Below are 15,750 nucleotides of genomic sequence, written 5' to 3' on the forward strand. Positions count from 1 at the left end.
AATAATGATTTTCATGAAGACCGGTAAGACCGCCGGAGGAAGAATCTTTAGGTCTAGCAACGCGATGGTTATCAAGTAAACCACGTTGCGTCGAACACCTTTACTTATTAAAAATAAACTATAATGAAACTATTCAATAGGTTCACCTTACTATTTATTGCCCTATTTTTCACGGGTAGTTTGTTCGCTCAATCGGCCTATCAAGAGCGAATTGAACGCATGCATGAAGCTGAAGCTCGCATCAATAAATACATTCAGGAGCACTTAGATGCCCCTATTCCCCAAGACGTCATTGACGATTACTTGCACAGTATGGACGAAGAAAAGGATGCCCACGGACACCCTTTGATGACCGATGCTGAAAAAGAAGGAAACGTCGAAAGATTGAAGTACGGTTATTGGAGAACTCAATACTTCATCGATTTTCCGGATGAGGTAGCTGTATATGCTGCTTCTCCTGTAAGTAACTGTAACAACGGTGACTTCGAACTCGGTAATTTTACCGGCTACACCCTGGCCTCTGGTAACACGACCAGTGGTAATGGTTACACTTCAGGTGAGTGTTCTTTTATTCCACTTACCGCTGTAACCACGTTGACTCCAGAAGCTCCTTTCTCCAACACGGATAACTTCCAGTTGGTAGGACCTGGTTCTGACCCATACGTACCTATTCAGCGCGTAAACACAGCTGCTGGATTGGGAGATAACTGGGCGGTTAGAATTAATGGTGGTAAGCCTTTGGCCAACCCGATTACTTCTAGCCAATGCTGGCCTGATCGCGGTATCAACCGTCTTTCGAGAACAGTTACCCTTTCTTCAGCAGGTATTTCTGAAGTAGGTTTCTACTACGCCTTGGTTATGGAATACCCAAATCACACCAATGCAAATCCATTTTTCGTAGCTCGTGCTATGGATGCTTCCGGAAATGAATTGGACCGTGTATGCCGTATTTCTAACCCTGGTGATCCTTTCTTCAACTCCGTTCCTTCTCAGTCTTATGGCGGTTGTGGTATTTCTCAAACCGTATACTCCGACTGGACTTGTGGCGAGCTTGAAGTAAGTGGAAACGTAGGTGATGTAATTACCTTGGAATTCTACGCTGTTGACTGTGGTGCTGGTGCGCACTTTGGTTATGCTTACGTAGATGATATCTGTGAAGACTGTGTAGCTGATTCCTGTAACTTCCAGGGAAGTATCGATTTGGATCCTGCAAAGGATACTTGCTTCACTGGACAGAAGTACGACGTATGCGGAACCTTCGATATGGCTGCTATCAACTGTACTACTGCTACTGTAAACAGCATCACTTTGAACGTAATTCAAGGTGGAGTTTCTACCCCGGTTACCGTTACACCTACCATTGACTTGGTGAACAAAACCTTTTGTTTTTCACTAAGCCCTGGAGACTTCCCATCAGCTTCTGGGTCTTATGACTTTGAAGTAACCATCGAATTCGCTATCAACGGTGGTACACACACCGAAACAGATGTTCATACCGTACCAGGACAGGACAACGATGTGAGCTTCGATTGCTGTGACTTTGTTCCACAAATTGTTATTCAAGGAGACACTTGTATCGATCCTTGTGAGAATCCTGAAATTCCAGTTATTGCATACGTAATTGATGCGAACACCGGATTGCCAATGACTTCTCCACCGAACACTATTTCCTGGAGCACCGGAGCTACTACTACTTACACTACTGCTTTTGTAAATACTCCTTTAACTGTTACCGTAACAGATGATAAGAAGTGTACAGAAACAGATTCTACTTACATCCCTTGTGATTCTTGTGACTGTAAGATCAAAGACTTCACGCTATTTGCCGGAACGCCGAATAAGTGTCAGGTTGGATTCTCTGCCTGGAACTATTCCACTACCAGCAAAGACTGTGAACCGATTAAGGTAATCTGGAACTGGGGAGATGGAACTACATCAGAAATGTCTCCATTGGTTAGCCCACTGCACACCTACAGCAGCAATGGTACCTATACCGTTTGTGCATCCGTAGTTGTACAGTCTGGTTCTGACCCTAAATGTACCGATACCTTGACTAAGTGTGTTGTAGTACGTATCGAGAAGTGTGACGATTGTAAGTGCGACATCCGCGACTTTACTTTGAAAAACACCATGTTGAACGGATGTCAGGCTGGTTTCTCAGCGTACAACTTCAGCATTACTCCAGAAGAGTGTAAAGCCGTTAAAATCCTTTGGGACTTTGGTGATGGTACTACCGTTTCTTTGGCTCCAAATGTAAGCGCTGCCCACACCTACAGCAGTAATGGTACCTATACCGTTTGTGCCACCGTTATTGTAGAATCTTCCATTGATCCTAAGTGTACCGATCAGTTGAAGAAGTGCATTACGGTAAACATTACCAATTGCCGCAGAAGTTCCGGTAGCATTGCTCCACCTCATTCCAACGGAAGTGGATCAGGAACTCCAGGTCAAGGTGATTTCTCGGTTTATCCGAATCCTACAAACGGAGATATCTTCGTATTCCTTCCTACTGAAAATGCTGAGCGTTTGCGCTTGCAAGTGGTTTCAGTAGAAGGCAAGGTTCTTATGAATCAGGAAGTAATTAATCAGGGTGAAGAAATTCAACTGTCTACTTCAGAATTGTCTGAAGGAACTTACTACCTGAAAGCCGTTCGCGAAGATGGAAGCGAGCACGTAAGATCCTTCATCAAAGAGTAATAAGGCTTCTGTAGAAGTTAATAAGGTATATTGGAAAGCGCCCTTCAATTTTTGAGGGGCGCTTTTTTTTGATCCGGCCAATAGCGATGGGCTTTTCAAATCGTTTTATCTTGTCCACTCTAAACAACACACTATGAAAACCACAATTACTCTTGCCTTTTGTCTGTTTGTTTCTCTGGCTTCTTTTGGCCAATCGGACAGCTACGTGAAAAAATTGAACAAGTACTTCGAACTTAATGGAACGGAAGAAACCTTTGAAACCGTAGTGGAGCAGATGATGGAGCAAATGAAATCTACCCGTACGGATGTTCCTGCTGAGATTTGGGATGAATTCAGTCAGGAAATGCAGAAGACTTCCCTAAAAGATTTGACCAAAATGCTCGCTCCTGTGTACTACAAGCACTTGACAGAAGCTGACCTGGACAAATTGAACGCATTTTACCAAAGCGATGTGGGTAAGAAACTGGCGGAGAAAACTCCGATTATCACCCAAGAGTCCATGGCGATAGGCCAACAATGGGGACTACAGATTGCTGAAAAGGTGATCAAAGAATTGGAAAAGAAGGGCTATTAAGCCCTTTTTTTATGACTTTTTGCCACCTGGCTTTAAGAAGGACTGAAGTGCCTCCACGTAAGCTTCAAACGCCTCCACTCCCTGGCTTTCGATCTGACAGGTGGTTAAGGGATAATTGTCCTTAAAGGATTTTTCGATGGAGAGATAGCCCGCCTCTTTGAGCTTGGTTAATTGAACACTTAGATTTCCGCGGGTTGCTCCTGTTTCCTTTAGCAGAAAATTAAAATCGGCTTTTTCCAAACTGATCAGAAGCGACATTACTGCCAACCTAAGTTCGTTATGGAGTAAGGGATCAAGCCTTTTTTTCACGGTGCGCCTTTTTGAGTAAGTATCCTGGAATAAGGTAGGAGGTAATCATAGACAGACCGACGGCAAGAACTACCCATTGTTCCGGAAGAAAGAAGGACACTACCGAAATCACCCAGGCAGAAATTCCACCTATGATCAAAGGACGAAACTGCAGTACTCCCCCACTTACAAAAGTGGCCAATCCATACAAACTGATCATCAAGGAATAGGCTTTCATCCAACCAATAAATGGACTGCTCGCCAAAACAATAAGAAGGGTGACCACAAAAGCACCCCACAAATAGCCCATCAGGCGATCGATGTATCCGCGAGTCGATTTTTTCTTGGCTCTTCGGCTTCCAATAATTCCCGCAGCAATGCTCGTAGCGGGCATCAAAATGGCCCAAGGGATCCAGGGCTTGTCGTACTGAATATTCATTAATAGAAAGTGAAGTACACTACCGATAAGTACCGACCATCCCCATAGTAAATAGAAGATGCTGTCTTCGCCAACCTTTCCCTTGGCTTTATCAATCATGGTGGTTATGATTTGCAGGCTTTCCTGCTCTGTTAATTCTTGGGTTTTCATTTCTGGAAATTTAGTTTGACGCTTCAAATATAAACAAGTTTATTTTATAAACTGGATTCTGCAAATAAAATCCTACAGGTCACAAAATAGGCAGCACAGCTTACAAACAGGATATTACAAAACTGAATACCAACATCTTACACTCAAACAAAAGATCACATAAAAGGGGTAATTTTAATTCTGTATAGGCCTAAAACTAAATAGTAGCTCTTAACAAAACCTTACTTATGAAACTAAAAATTGCCTGGCAGAATTATGCCAGAACCGCACTCCTATGTTCTTTACTTTCGAGTATAGTTTTCCTACCTACCGCCCTATTTGGGCAATCCTATCAGTTTGATTTAATCAAAGATGCTTCGAGCCTCGGCAACAACAAATACCAAATAACTCCGAATGCCTCCAACAAGGAAGGAGCCATTTGGTCCAAGCAAAAAATAGACCTCACTAAGCCGTTTAATATCTGCTTCGACGCCAACTTCGGCAGCAAAGACAACAACGGTGCAGACGGTATCGCCTTTGTACTGAGGTCTGATTCCTTAGACACCCTTGGCCGCGATGGAGGCGGTTTGGGCTTTACGGACATTCCGTCAGGACCTCGAAAAATCAGCCCTTCCCTGGCCATTGAGTTCGACGATTTTCAAAATGGCTGGAGTAATGATCCCAGCTACGACCACATCGCCCTGGTTAAAGATGGAATTGCTGCCACACCTCTTACCGGTCCCTTTCAACTGCTCTCGGGCAATATCGAAGATGGAGTGGATCACACTATACGAATACAATGGGATCCCTCAAGTCAATTCTTGTCCTGCTGGTTTGACGGAACGCTCAAGTTTAGTTACAACATCGACATTGCTACCACCATTTTTAGCGGAACGAATCATGTGTATTGGGGATTCACAAGTGGAACAGGCATGTACTACAATGCTCACACCGTTCAGTTTCACTCCATGAACAGCTTCTCAACCATTGGTAGTGCTTCATCCCTATCCAATACCTGCTTTCAAATTACTCCTAACTCCAAAAACCAAAAAGGAGCCATCTGGAACACTTCGATGATGGACCTCAACAATGACTTCACCATTTGCTTTGACGCCAATTTTGGCACCAAAGATGCCAATGGTGCAGACGGAATGGCCTTTGTTCTCAGACAGGACACCACTGATACCTTGGGTGGAAATGGTGGTGGATTGGGAATGTCGTATATCCCACCAACAACCCAAATCATTGCTCCATCATTTGCTGTGGAATTTGACGATTTCTTAAACGGATGGAGTAATGACCCGTCTTACGACCACATGGCTTTGGTCAAAGATGGTGACTTAGCCAATCCCTTGGATGGCCCTTATCAACTACTCTATGGAAACATCGAGGATGGCCAATATCACGAGGTAAAAATCACGTGGGACGCTGGTACTCAAGATTTCTCGGTGTGGTTTGATGGGTATTTAATGACCATATACAATATAGACCTTGTCAATTCCGTGTTCGGTAGCAACAGCATGGTTTGGTGGGGATTTACAGGTGCTACGGGAAATTTATTCAACGAACAAACCATCTGCAACATCAATCAAACTTGTTGCGGATATGAAGAAACCGAAGATTGTATCGTTTCTCAGTTTGACAAATTCTACGACGAACCAATCGGAATGGACATTCCTGAATCCGCTCAATTCAACTCGTTGAAGATTGCCGAAAACTGTGATTTTGTTGCCGCAGGAGAATTACCCACAGGAGTTATGCTGCCCCAATTTGTGAGCAGCAAGTTGCCTATGATCGCCCGAACGGATAAACATGGAAATCCGCTTTGGTTTAAGCAATACTTAGCCAATCAGGAAGTCATTGGAAGCTTTGAAAATGTGATCGAACTGAGTGACCAAAACATCTCGGCCTGTGGATACTACCACAATGGATTGCACGAAGTAGCTCTATTGGTTAAAACAGATGCCATGGGTAATGAACTGTGGACGCGACAAATTGGAAACCACTCTGGAGTGAGTGTTCGTGCCTGGGATGTAGAAGAAACTCCCCATGGCTTGATTGCCGTTTCAGGAACCTATGGCAACGATATGTTCATTTCGGTTTTTGATGCTTCTGGAATTCAGATGTGGTCTAAACTCTACACCATTCCTCAGGGAAGCATTTCATCCTTTGCCCTTGAGCCTTCAGATCGAGATGGCGATGGAGTTCCGGCGGAAGGTTTCGCTGTTTGTGGAAATCTATTTGCCCCTTCTATCGGCACTCCAACAGGATTTCTTTTGGAATTTGATTTGGCTGGCACCCCGATTCCAAGTACCATGCATACCTCACCTGAGGTCGTATTTCTGGATCTAAAACAATTGGATACCGATAACGATTCTTTGGTAGATAGCCTGAGTTGGGCAGTGACAGGACAACATACCGCCTCCCAGCATCTTGTACTTGGCTACTTCTTCCCCACCGGTTCCATAGTGAAACAATACAACTTTGCAAACACACAATTGCGAGGTCATGCTCTGGAGCAAGCTCCCAATGGCAACGTAATGGTTGTAGCGGACCTGGTCGATCCTTCATGGACTTATGCATCCATCCTTACTTTGGAAGCTGATCTATCCAATAACTATGTAATCGCCTACAATACGTCTACCAATGAATCCAATGAGTTGGTTCGATCTGTGGAAGTGGTTACCAATAAGTTTGTGGCCATGGCAGGTGGAACGGATGCGTCCAAACCCGCCGGAGAGTATAATCCATTGATTAAGTCCTTCAATTTTAACCACCTTACTTACTGCGATTATCCTATTCCGTTAACCACTACGATTTTAGACACCTTGGATAAACCCCAGGTTAGCTCAAGTCATTTGCCTACGGATACCTTATCCAATTGGGTGGAAGAAATCATTCAACAGGACCATATCTATTGCACAATGCTCGCCATGAAGCAGTCGACTTCTCTTAGCACCGTTGAGCAAGAGTTGAGCGATCAGCCTTTCATTCATGTCTATCCGAATCCAATTAAGCAAGGAGATATTCTTCACATTGAAATGAACGACTCGGATGAAGATAAACGAGACTTGACGGTACTTGATGCCAGCGGTCGTGTGCTTCTTCAGCAGGAATCAGAAACCGATAATAACGGCAACGTTGTGCTACACACTGCGGGACTGGAAGCCGGTACTTACATCCTTCAAATCAAGGGTCAATCTACTCTGCAGTCGATACGGTTCGTCGTTTCGCATTAATACCTATCATTAGGCTTTTACAAAAAAGAGGTCGGAGTTATTCTGACCTCTTTTTTTATGCATTGTAGCTTAGGCAGCACTTTTTGTACTTCAGGCCACTACCGCATGGACAAGGATCGTTTCGGCGAAGGGTTCGTCCCATCCTCACCTTTTTCTTCCAACGGTTGGCGTTGGATTGCCTGAATGTATGTTCCAAGATATCATACAATTCAGGATGCTTCTTTTTTAATAGTGCCGGACGCTCAAAAAAGTACTCTGAAGCCACCGCCAAAAACTCCTGGCGATTGGTCGCACCATAGGGATTGATATCTGAATCCCCTTCGGTGATTTCTTCTACCTTTTTTTGAATCAATTGAAGCCAGGTGGTCTGTAGGGCCTGGTTTTCCCATCCTGGTGGAATTCCATCGATCACACCGTCTTCCTTGTCAAACAGGTGTACAAACTCATGGATACCCACATTTTTCTTGTCAGAGGTGATATCGAACCCTTGATGAAGGGCGGGTTTAGAAAAAATCACAACTCCCTCCATTGGGCCATTACCCACCATACCAGTGACCATTTCGCTGGGGTTTCGAAAATTAAAATCGCGGTCAAAGTGACTTGGATAAAGGAGTACCTCGCGAAGGTATTGGTAGCGCCATTCTGGAAACCCAAAGACCACAATAGCCGCACTGGCGGCTACTAACAAACGATCCTCATCTTCAACCTTAGTCTGTATACCTGTGATTTTCACCCGGCTCAGGAACTCCAAAATGTCATTTTCAAAATGGTCCTTTTCCGAATGACTCAATCGTTGGTAGAATTCGACCTGAGATTGAAGTATCGTTCTCCATTTTGCAGGAAACTGAGCGGGTACCGCTATAGGCTTTGAACGGTTACCATATTTAAGAATGACAAATAGAAGCGTGCCGATGGCCAGTATGATAAATCCCCACATGCTCCGAAAGTAAGTTTTGTCAGAGAATTGCACAACTGCCATTCTCCTTACACAAGAATGAGAGTTTGGTACAGGAGCGGACAGTTCTTTTGAGGTACAGTATCCTTTTTTGTGAAAAATTACTGGACGACGTCTATAAAATCAGATACAATGAAAATTCGTATACCTTTCTTTCTGGCACTCCTATTCATGATGATGAATGAGGCACAAGCTCAAGTTCCTAAAACGGTGATGGTTGAACATTTTACCAATACCCGCTGCGGTATTTGTGGATCAAGAAATCCTTCATTTATTAACTACATATCATCTCGTTCAGATATTCTGCACATGAGCGTGCACCCCAGTCGTCCTTACAACACTTGTTTTCTAAACAACCACAACCCTTCTGAAAACGACTCCAGAACACAATTCTACAGCGGTGTATTTGGAAGTACTCCTCGCATCGTAGTTGGCGGTTCGGTAATCGCAGCAAATGTGAATTATGCTTCGATGAATACCTATTCACCTTATACCGGTCAAACCTCTCCAATTTCCATCGCTATTGATCCCATTGGTTACGAGCAAAGCACCGAAATGCTAAAGTTTCGTGTAGTACTTCATACTGAGGCTTCTCATAGCTTGGGGAACCTAAGCTTGCTTCTTGCAGTAACTGAAGACACGGTATTTTTTGCCGCTCCAAATGGGGAGAATCGTCACTACAATGTATTTAGACAAAGTGCTACCGACGTTATGGGTGATCCGGTAACAGCGGCTACAATGGTGGGTGATTCAATGGTATACACCTACAGCTTAAAGTACAACTCTGATTGGGATTTTGATCGCATTAACGCCACCGTTATCGTTCAGGAAACAGCGAGCAAGGAAGTCGTTCAGGCCGCTCGTCAAACGAAGATGAACCAAATGAACCAAGGTCCAAATTCTATTGAAGAAATGGGTACTATGCATAGTCTTTCCATCTTCCCAAATCCCCTTCGTGGATCTATTATCCAATTTCAAAACGCTACTCAAATCACCTCACTTCAGCTTTTCGATTTGAACGGAAATCAAGTTGCTCAGCGTGAAGGCCACACCGAACAATGGGTTCTTGAAAACCTAAATCCTGGAGCTTACATTCTTCGAGTGAATGATGAGCAACACGGAACACAGACCCAATTGCTAATCAAGCAATAACGGTAAAGCATACAGGGCGGAAGATTTTTTTTGATTTGCGGTCAACAATTGACCGCCCTGTCTGTCTATTTTTCTAAATTTAGCGCAGATACTTAACCTTTAATTCTTAATACCGGATGGATTGAACCTGGCAATTAATTGCGGATATTGAAGGAGAGATTGAAAAATGCTATACCAAGAAAGACGGGATTTTATCCGTAAAACCCTGATAGGAGGCCTGTTATCCGCAATCCAGTTACCCTTGCTGGCAGCCGATGACTCACCTATCGCCCAGGAATTATTAAAAAAAAGGTTCTCCCTTCCCAAATCAGATGCCGATTGGGCTAAGGTGAGAAAACAATTTCCGCTCAACGACAAACCGGTTTATTTTAATTCAGCAGGTTTAGGACCTTCCCCCGAAGTAGTTGTAGACACTTTGTGCGAATGGACCAAAAAACTGGAAGAGTTAGGAGATACCGGAAGAAAGTATACCAAATCCCCACATCAAACGCTGGCCGATTTTTTTGGTGTACCCCAATTCTCAGTGGCCGTTACCCGAAACACGACGGAAGGAATAAACATCGTGGCCCGAAGTCTTGATTTGAAGCCGGGTGATGAAGTCATTCTTACCCGACACGAACACATCGGAGGATCGGCGGCCTGGGTGGCCTTGCACAAGGAGATTGGCATTCAAGTCAAATTAGTAGAACTTGATTTAAGCGGGAAGGAAAACTTCGATCGGATTACGCAAGCCGTAACGGACAAAACCAAGGTTATTTCCTTTTCCCACATCACCTGCACGACAGGACTCCGATTACCGGCCAAGGAGATTGCTCAATTTTGCCGGGAGCGTGGAATATATTCCTGTGTGGATGGAGCTCAATCCGCTGGAATGATTCGCGTAAATCTATCCGAAATGAACCCGGACTTTTATGTATCCAGCGGCCACAAGTGGCTCATGGGTCCTAAAGGTTCAGGCCTACTTTACATCAACCCGGAAACCATCAAAAACATTACCCCCATTTTTTCGGGAGCCTATACGGATAGTGAATTTGACCTGGCCAATTTGGAAATGAAATACATCCAAAAAACCACCCGGGAAGAGTACGGAACCAGAAATGCCCCTCAAGTGTTAGCCCTGGAATCGGCAGTTAAATTCCTGAATCAATTTGGTATCGATGAAATTGAGAAACGAGGTTTGCATCTGGCCGAATACTTGAAGAAAGGACTGAATGAAATTCCCGAAATAGAAGTCATCTCTCCCATGGATCGGGAATACGCGTCGGCCATTGTAACTTTTCGAATCAAAGGCATGCCTTTTCACGATGCTTACCTGGATTTGATGAAAACCTACCGCTGCCGGTTGAGGGTAATCTTCGAAAATGATTTAGAGGCCATTCGTGCCTCCTGTGCCATTTACAATACCGAAAAAGACCTGGACTTCCTGCTCGAATCTCTTCGAACGATGGTAGCCGTCAATGCCCAAAAAGAGGGTTAATTCCCTACTTATTCTGATCGACAAATTCGATAACCGCCTGATTGAAGGGAACCCACTCGTTGTTCATCGGTGAATGCCCGGATTTTGGATAGGTCACAATCTTTTTGACGGATGAGCTAATGTGGTTGTAGGTATCGTATCCCAGGCTTGGTGGAACAACGAAGTCATACTCACCCCAAAGTATCAAGGTGGGAATGGTAACCTTATGCAGCTCACTGGTCAAAGAAGTACTTTCGATTTCATCGTTGAGCTTGCTACTCGTCTGGTTCCCGGCCATGTAACTGGTCAATGGGTTAATTGCTCCCGTCATCGGGGACAAGGTATTTCCACCTTCATCCGGGGCCTGAATAAATCCATCTTCCTGCAACCAACCTTCTGCTTCAAAGCCTTTTCGATTAATCTCCCCCCTTGTTCGGAGGTGATATTATTGGTATCAATGGCCTCTGCCCATTCCAGCGTACTTTGCCAATTTTCTACATTGTTGCCTAAGGCAATTTGCTCCTTAGCCACGCTAATAAACATGGCCACAGCATCCTTATTCAACTGGGGAATATCATGGGCTCCATCCACTTCGATCCAACCTTTGAGTTCGTGCTGATAATTGCCAGTGGTCATGTACCGAGCTGTGAGGGTGCCTCCCCAGGAATGGCCCAAAGCAAAAATGCTGATTTGCGAACCATACTTGGATTTGAGCGCTCTAACCACAGCAAGCATATCGTCGGCCATGGCTTGAACGGTCAGGTCTGAGGACTTGTATTTTCCGTGACTCATTCCCTGGCCTCGCTGATCCCAGTAGGCTATTCCATATTTCTCTTCTAACTCTACGCTATATTGGCCCGTACGGTACTCCAGTCCATTTCCCCCGGGTCCACCATGAACGATTAGAACAATCACGTTGGAATTAACATTTCCACGCATGTAAACGGGCATATCCGCCCCTTCGTAACGAACATAGAGGGTTTCATCTACCTTGGACAGATCCGAATCCTTGCTGCAAGAAAACAGAATCAGTGAAAGACTTAAAAGGATCATCAACTTTTTCATTTTCCCTTAGATTTTGAAACGGTTTTACATGCTGTTCTTTTGGGGCCGAAAAAGGGTGCATATCGAATGCCGAGTTCCCAAGCCAATTCCGGTACCCAACCCGAGTTATAGCCCAACAAAAAGTGACCATTCATTCGAGTAAACACATCCAGTTTTTGCTCCTGACTCAGCTTAAATCGCTGTCCAAGTTCTCCACCGATAGACGGAGTGAAGTAACCTCGGGAGCTCACCGATTTTGATTTCACGCTCCCATCTGTAGAAACTTCAAGGGTTTCTCCTGAATTGAACTTGGTATAATAGCCGATTCCGGCGCTCACTCCCGTATAAAAGCCTCGCTTACCATACCGGTTCCATTGCAAATCTGCCGCAATCAGTAATCCCTTGTGGGACTGAGGATGCGTGTAAAAGGCAATACTTGGCGTAACCATGAGGTATTTATGGATGTTCTTCGTCTTTTCTCCTCGTATTTTTTCCTTATTGACATGAATCAGGTGCCAGTCCATCCCCAATTTTATACCGGGATGGGTTAAAAAATTACCGTAGTAAGAAATTCTCCAGGGCAGGGCCTCTCTTTCTGCTGATTCCTGGCCATTCAGCTGAACCGCCAGTAGCAAAAAACACCCCCATAAAATACTTCGCATGAATTGTGATTTTGAGCTTATCAAAGGTAGAATTCTACGTCAACCATGAATTCACTTGCGTTTTTTTTTCGTCAAAAAAATTATGGAATAGTTTGTGCAAAGACTCTTACCTTTAAAGGAACAAACTCCCAAAAAATCCAGCTATGAAAAAATCACTTCGGGTTTCTCCCATCAAAAAGTACCGTGTTCCCAAATACCCATCCTACCGTGGAAGAGATCCACTCCATTCTCAATCAGGACCTTTGACCAAAATTGGCTACTACTCTGCCGCCCTTCTCGGAGCAGTGGGTTTGTTCTCCTTTACTTCGGAGGGCGAAAAAAGGGAGCCGGAAAATCCGATCCGATTTAGCGAACTCGGCCTCCCTCATACCTATGCTATGTTTGGCACCGGACTGCCCGCACGCCTGGAACGTGAAGCCGCCATGGAAATAATCGAAAAAGTATTCAAAGAAAATGGGATTGCCCTAACTCCAAACTTTCCCATTGACGATGGTAAAACGGCCTTTCATGCAAGCGGTTTTAATGCCGAAAAAGGCATCGGTTACGTTTGGCTGGATAATCAAAGTGCCGATATCAGCTGTTTCAATGCCTGGTGGGGACCAGCAGATGAAGTTTTGCTCAAGGAAGACTTGAAAGCGCTTAAGGATTTTGAAGAGGGAGAGCCTGAATGGGAGGAGCTTCGAAAATTTCGAGAGAAGTTATTCAAAAACAAAAACTATTACCGGCTACTGGCTATTAAATCGAGCTCGTGGAACAATAAGGAGTTGGAGCAGGAAATTGAGAAATACATCATTGATCATAAACCATCTTCTGATCCGGAATACGGCCAGGAAATTCTGGATAAATACGACCGCGAAATGCTCGATATAAAGGAGGTGAAACAAGTGACGGAAGAACCGGATTACTCGATCGCGGCTTTTTCTCAATATGCCAATTACTCGACCTATAGCGGTTGGGGCAATCGCCATTCTAAGAGTAAAGCAGAAGCCTTGGAGCACTTAGAAGAGCTGGTTGAAGATTACATCGACTGGGCACGATCGGAGGGCCGCTTATGATTTTTGAACCTGTCATTAAATACACGGCCAATTTTCACCTCACTCACCAATGCAATATGCGCTGCGGATATTGCTATGCTGGGGAAAAAACAAACCTGTCGATGAGTGATGAAGTGATCGAGCAATCGATTGAATTTGTGCTCCAGGAGGTGGAAAAGAAAAAGGTGAATAAATTGGTTCTGGCTTTTCTGGGCGGAGAACCGCTGATGGAGCGAAAAAAGCTCTTCTATATTCAAGATGAATTCAGACGTCGACTGGGCGAGGAATTTAAAATTGTATCCCAGCTTTCCACCAATGGGCTACTTCTAACGGATGCGGTTATGGCGGAAATAACCCGGCGAAAAATTCTGGTTTCATTTAGCCTGGATGGCACCCCAGAAACCATGCAACGTCAGCGCCCAACTCTTGGCCAATCAGACTACTCCCGCATTATCGACCGATCGATTCGGCACGTGCTTAAGTACAATCCGATGACGAATGCCTTTTGCGTGATCACCCCAGAATCTGCAGGAGATGTGTTCGAAAATGTGACTTGGATCTATGACCAAGGCATGCGGTTTATCCATACCACACTCGATTATTCGGCAAATTGGACTTATTCTGACTTTGAACGGTTGGCCAAGGAATACCAAAAGTTGGCTCTATGGTACGAAGAGAAAGCCAGAAACCGAGAACATTTCTACCTCAGCTGTTTTGACGAACGGATCCAAACCCGCACCAAAAAGCCGGTTGCCTGTGAAGGAAAATGCTCGATCGGCAACAACCAAATTTCCATCTCCCCGGAAGGCACGCTCTATCCTTGTATCCAATTCGTAAAACCTGCTCATGAAGCCGATCAAAGCGTTCAATTGGGCGACCTGAAACATGGCAAGGATAAAAATCGCATCGATCGGTTGCAGGCAGACATTATCAAGGAAAAACCAGAATGCAAGGGATGTGCCCTTAAGGATCGCTGTACGACTTGGTGCTCTTGTATCAATTATGCCAGTACTCAAACGGTAACTCAGGCGAGCCCGGTAGCGTGTCATCATGAACAAACGCTCATACCCATCGTAGATCGGATGGGAAACCGATTGTGGAAGGAAAAGAATGATCTATTCGTTCAGAAACACTATAATCCCTTGTACAACCTGGTGGCCCAGGCCATGGCCTAAGCTAAAAGTCCACTCCAGAATTTACTTGTATATTCGGGGGTTTCCAATTAATCCATTCAGCATAAAAGCCGATGAATATTAATCGATTACCTCTTAAATCCGGATTTAGTATTATTCTCATTGCTCTGGTTTCCTGGGCCTGTCAACAAACCCCAATTGCCGAATTTTCTGCCAGCAATTACGTAGTTGACCCTGGTCAACGAATCACTTTTACCAATGCGTCTATTTCAGGGGATAGCTACCAATGGGATTTTGGAGACAACTCAAGTAGCACGGAAATCAATCCGGTTCATAGTTATTCTCAATCTGGCTTTTATACGGTTAACCTTATTGCCTATTCTAAAAACCAAAAAAAGCACAATTCCTTTTCGGCCATGATTACGGTGAATGACACGACCGATCCCTGTGAGTCGGTATTCTGTTACCACGATGGAACCTGTGAAGACGGAAAGTGTCAATGCAAGGAAGGCTATGAAGGGGAATTCTGCAACAAACAAATCACCCCAAAATACCTTACTGTTAACCGTATTGAAATTACCCGTTTCCCTTCCAAAAGAAGCAATGGGACGGATTGGGATGTTGACGGAAATGGCCGCCCGGATATTTATGTTCAGATGACGGAAAGACTGAATGGAACGGAGCTATGGAAAGCAGACGATCAGATTAGGACGGATGCGGAAACCAAGTTTACCTACGACTATACCCCATCACCCACTTTCCGATTGAATGATCCGGAAGCTGAATATGTGCTCGGCATTTACGACTACGACGACCAAAGTGCTGACGACTATATGGGTGGACTCTACTTCACTCCTTACCATTCCACCAATGATTTTCCAGATGTCATTACGGTTGACGGGGGAACCAAAGTGGCCTTTAAGCTACATGTGAGCTATTCTTTTTAAA

Annotated in this window: 14 protein-coding genes; 8 read left to right on the top strand and 6 right to left on the bottom strand. The window is 44.5% G+C overall.

Annotated features, from left to right (window positions below; all coding sequences use genetic code 11):
* Positions 1-123 precede the first annotated feature (123 nt).
* Complete coding sequence (locus KFE98_00970; protein UTW62757.1) at positions 124-2,697, top strand: PKD domain-containing protein; 2,574 nt, start codon at positions 124-126, stop codon at positions 2,695-2,697.
* A 133-nt stretch (positions 2,698-2,830) separates the two neighbouring features.
* Positions 2,831-3,271 (top strand): DUF2059 domain-containing protein, encoded by a 441-nt coding sequence (locus KFE98_00975; protein ID UTW62758.1) that lies wholly within the window; start codon positions 2,831-2,833, stop codon positions 3,269-3,271.
* 9 nt (positions 3,272-3,280) lie between these two features.
* Here the strand turns inward: KFE98_00975 and KFE98_00980 are convergent, their stop codons facing one another.
* Positions 3,281-3,580, bottom strand: coding sequence for a transcriptional regulator (locus KFE98_00980; GenBank protein UTW62759.1), 300 nt, complete (start codon positions 3,578-3,580; stop codon positions 3,281-3,283).
* A complete protein-coding gene (locus KFE98_00985; protein ID UTW62760.1) occupies positions 3,564-4,148 on the bottom strand; it encodes a hypothetical protein in 585 nt (194 codons plus the stop codon). The genes KFE98_00980 and KFE98_00985 overlap by 17 nt, the downstream gene beginning before the upstream one ends.
* A gap of 227 nt (positions 4,149-4,375) precedes the next feature.
* On the opposite strand from KFE98_00985, the gene KFE98_00990 reads away from it, so the two are divergent.
* A complete protein-coding gene (locus KFE98_00990; GenBank protein UTW62761.1) occupies positions 4,376-7,366 on the top strand; it encodes a T9SS type A sorting domain-containing protein in 2,991 nt (996 codons plus the stop codon).
* Between the two features lie 55 nt (positions 7,367-7,421).
* On the opposite strand, the gene KFE98_00995 is transcribed toward KFE98_00990, so the two are convergent.
* Positions 7,422-8,303 carry a zinc-dependent peptidase gene (locus tag KFE98_00995; protein ID UTW62762.1) on the bottom strand — a complete coding sequence of 294 codons (882 nt, stop codon included), beginning with the start codon at positions 8,301-8,303 and terminating at the stop codon, positions 7,422-7,424.
* 150 nt (positions 8,304-8,453) lie between these two features.
* On the opposite strand from KFE98_00995, the gene KFE98_01000 reads away from it, so the two are divergent.
* Positions 8,454-9,473 (top strand): T9SS type A sorting domain-containing protein, encoded by a 1,020-nt coding sequence (locus KFE98_01000; protein ID UTW62763.1) that lies wholly within the window; start codon positions 8,454-8,456, stop codon positions 9,471-9,473.
* Between the two features lie 166 nt (positions 9,474-9,639).
* A complete protein-coding gene (locus KFE98_01005) occupies positions 9,640-10,950 on the top strand; it encodes an aminotransferase class V-fold PLP-dependent enzyme (GenBank protein ID UTW62764.1) in 1,311 nt (436 codons plus the stop codon).
* Between the two features lie 4 nt (positions 10,951-10,954).
* Here the strand turns inward: KFE98_01005 and KFE98_01010 are convergent, their stop codons facing one another.
* Genes KFE98_01010 through KFE98_01020 form a run of 3 tightly spaced genes read right to left on the bottom strand, consistent with a single transcriptional unit; the run spans position 10,955 to position 12,635 of the window.
* Complete coding sequence (locus KFE98_01010; protein UTW62765.1) at positions 10,955-11,260, bottom strand: alpha/beta hydrolase; 306 nt, start codon at positions 11,258-11,260, stop codon at positions 10,955-10,957.
* Positions 11,257-11,994, bottom strand: coding sequence for an alpha/beta fold hydrolase (locus KFE98_01015; GenBank protein ID UTW62766.1), 738 nt, complete (start codon positions 11,992-11,994; stop codon positions 11,257-11,259). Before KFE98_01015 ends, KFE98_01010 begins: the two co-directional genes overlap by 4 nt.
* Positions 11,991-12,635, bottom strand: a complete 645-nt coding sequence (locus KFE98_01020) for a hypothetical protein (GenBank protein UTW62767.1) — start codon at positions 12,633-12,635, stop codon at positions 11,991-11,993. The genes KFE98_01015 and KFE98_01020 overlap by 4 nt, the downstream gene beginning before the upstream one ends.
* A 143-nt stretch (positions 12,636-12,778) precedes the next feature.
* Between KFE98_01020 and KFE98_01025 the strand changes: the two genes are divergently transcribed.
* The 3 genes from KFE98_01025 to KFE98_01035 all read left to right on the top strand — a co-directional run bounded on the left by KFE98_01025 (position 12,779) and on the right by KFE98_01035 (position 15,749).
* Positions 12,779-13,690 carry a hypothetical protein gene (locus KFE98_01025; protein UTW62768.1) on the top strand — a complete coding sequence of 304 codons (912 nt, stop codon included), beginning with the start codon at positions 12,779-12,781 and terminating at the stop codon, positions 13,688-13,690.
* Positions 13,687-14,844, top strand: coding sequence for a radical SAM protein (locus KFE98_01030; GenBank protein UTW62769.1), 1,158 nt, complete (start codon positions 13,687-13,689; stop codon positions 14,842-14,844). Before KFE98_01025 ends, KFE98_01030 begins: the two co-directional genes overlap by 4 nt.
* 71 nt (positions 14,845-14,915) lie before the next feature.
* Positions 14,916-15,749 carry a PKD domain-containing protein gene (locus tag KFE98_01035; GenBank protein UTW62770.1) on the top strand — a complete coding sequence of 278 codons (834 nt, stop codon included), beginning with the start codon at positions 14,916-14,918 and terminating at the stop codon, positions 15,747-15,749.
* The last annotated feature ends 1 nt before the right edge of the window (position 15,750 follow it).

This window comes from bacterium SCSIO 12741, from assembly GCA_024398055.1.
Lineage (GTDB): Bacteria > Bacteroidota > Bacteroidia > Flavobacteriales_G > Salibacteraceae > SCSIO-12741.

What these genes read in the sequence shown, in the direction of transcription:
- KFE98_01020 (UTW62767.1), bottom strand. Translation starts at nt 12,635, where the DNA reads ATGCGAAGTATTTTATGGGGGTGTTTTTTGCTACTGGCGGTTCAGCTG.
- KFE98_00970 (UTW62757.1), top strand. Translation starts at nt 124, where the DNA reads ATGAAACTATTCAATAGGTTCACCTTACTATTTATTGCCCTATTTTTC.
- KFE98_01010 (UTW62765.1), bottom strand. Translation starts at nt 11,260, where the DNA reads ATGACGGGAGCAATTAACCCATTGACCAGTTACATGGCCGGGAACCAG.
- KFE98_00990 (UTW62761.1), top strand. Translation starts at nt 4,376, where the DNA reads ATGAAACTAAAAATTGCCTGGCAGAATTATGCCAGAACCGCACTCCTA.
- KFE98_00975 (UTW62758.1), top strand. Translation starts at nt 2,831, where the DNA reads ATGAAAACCACAATTACTCTTGCCTTTTGTCTGTTTGTTTCTCTGGCT.
- KFE98_01015 (UTW62766.1), bottom strand. Translation starts at nt 11,994, where the DNA reads ATGAAAAAGTTGATGATCCTTTTAAGTCTTTCACTGATTCTGTTTTCT.
- KFE98_01005 (UTW62764.1), top strand. Translation starts at nt 9,640, where the DNA reads ATGCTATACCAAGAAAGACGGGATTTTATCCGTAAAACCCTGATAGGA.
- KFE98_01000 (UTW62763.1), top strand. Translation starts at nt 8,454, where the DNA reads ATGAAAATTCGTATACCTTTCTTTCTGGCACTCCTATTCATGATGATG.
- KFE98_00985 (UTW62760.1), bottom strand. Translation starts at nt 4,148, where the DNA reads ATGAAAACCCAAGAATTAACAGAGCAGGAAAGCCTGCAAATCATAACC.
- KFE98_01035 (UTW62770.1), top strand. Translation starts at nt 14,916, where the DNA reads ATGAATATTAATCGATTACCTCTTAAATCCGGATTTAGTATTATTCTC.
- KFE98_00995 (UTW62762.1), bottom strand. Translation starts at nt 8,303, where the DNA reads ATGTGGGGATTTATCATACTGGCCATCGGCACGCTTCTATTTGTCATT.
- KFE98_01025 (UTW62768.1), top strand. Translation starts at nt 12,779, where the DNA reads ATGAAAAAATCACTTCGGGTTTCTCCCATCAAAAAGTACCGTGTTCCC.
- KFE98_01030 (UTW62769.1), top strand. Translation starts at nt 13,687, where the DNA reads ATGATTTTTGAACCTGTCATTAAATACACGGCCAATTTTCACCTCACT.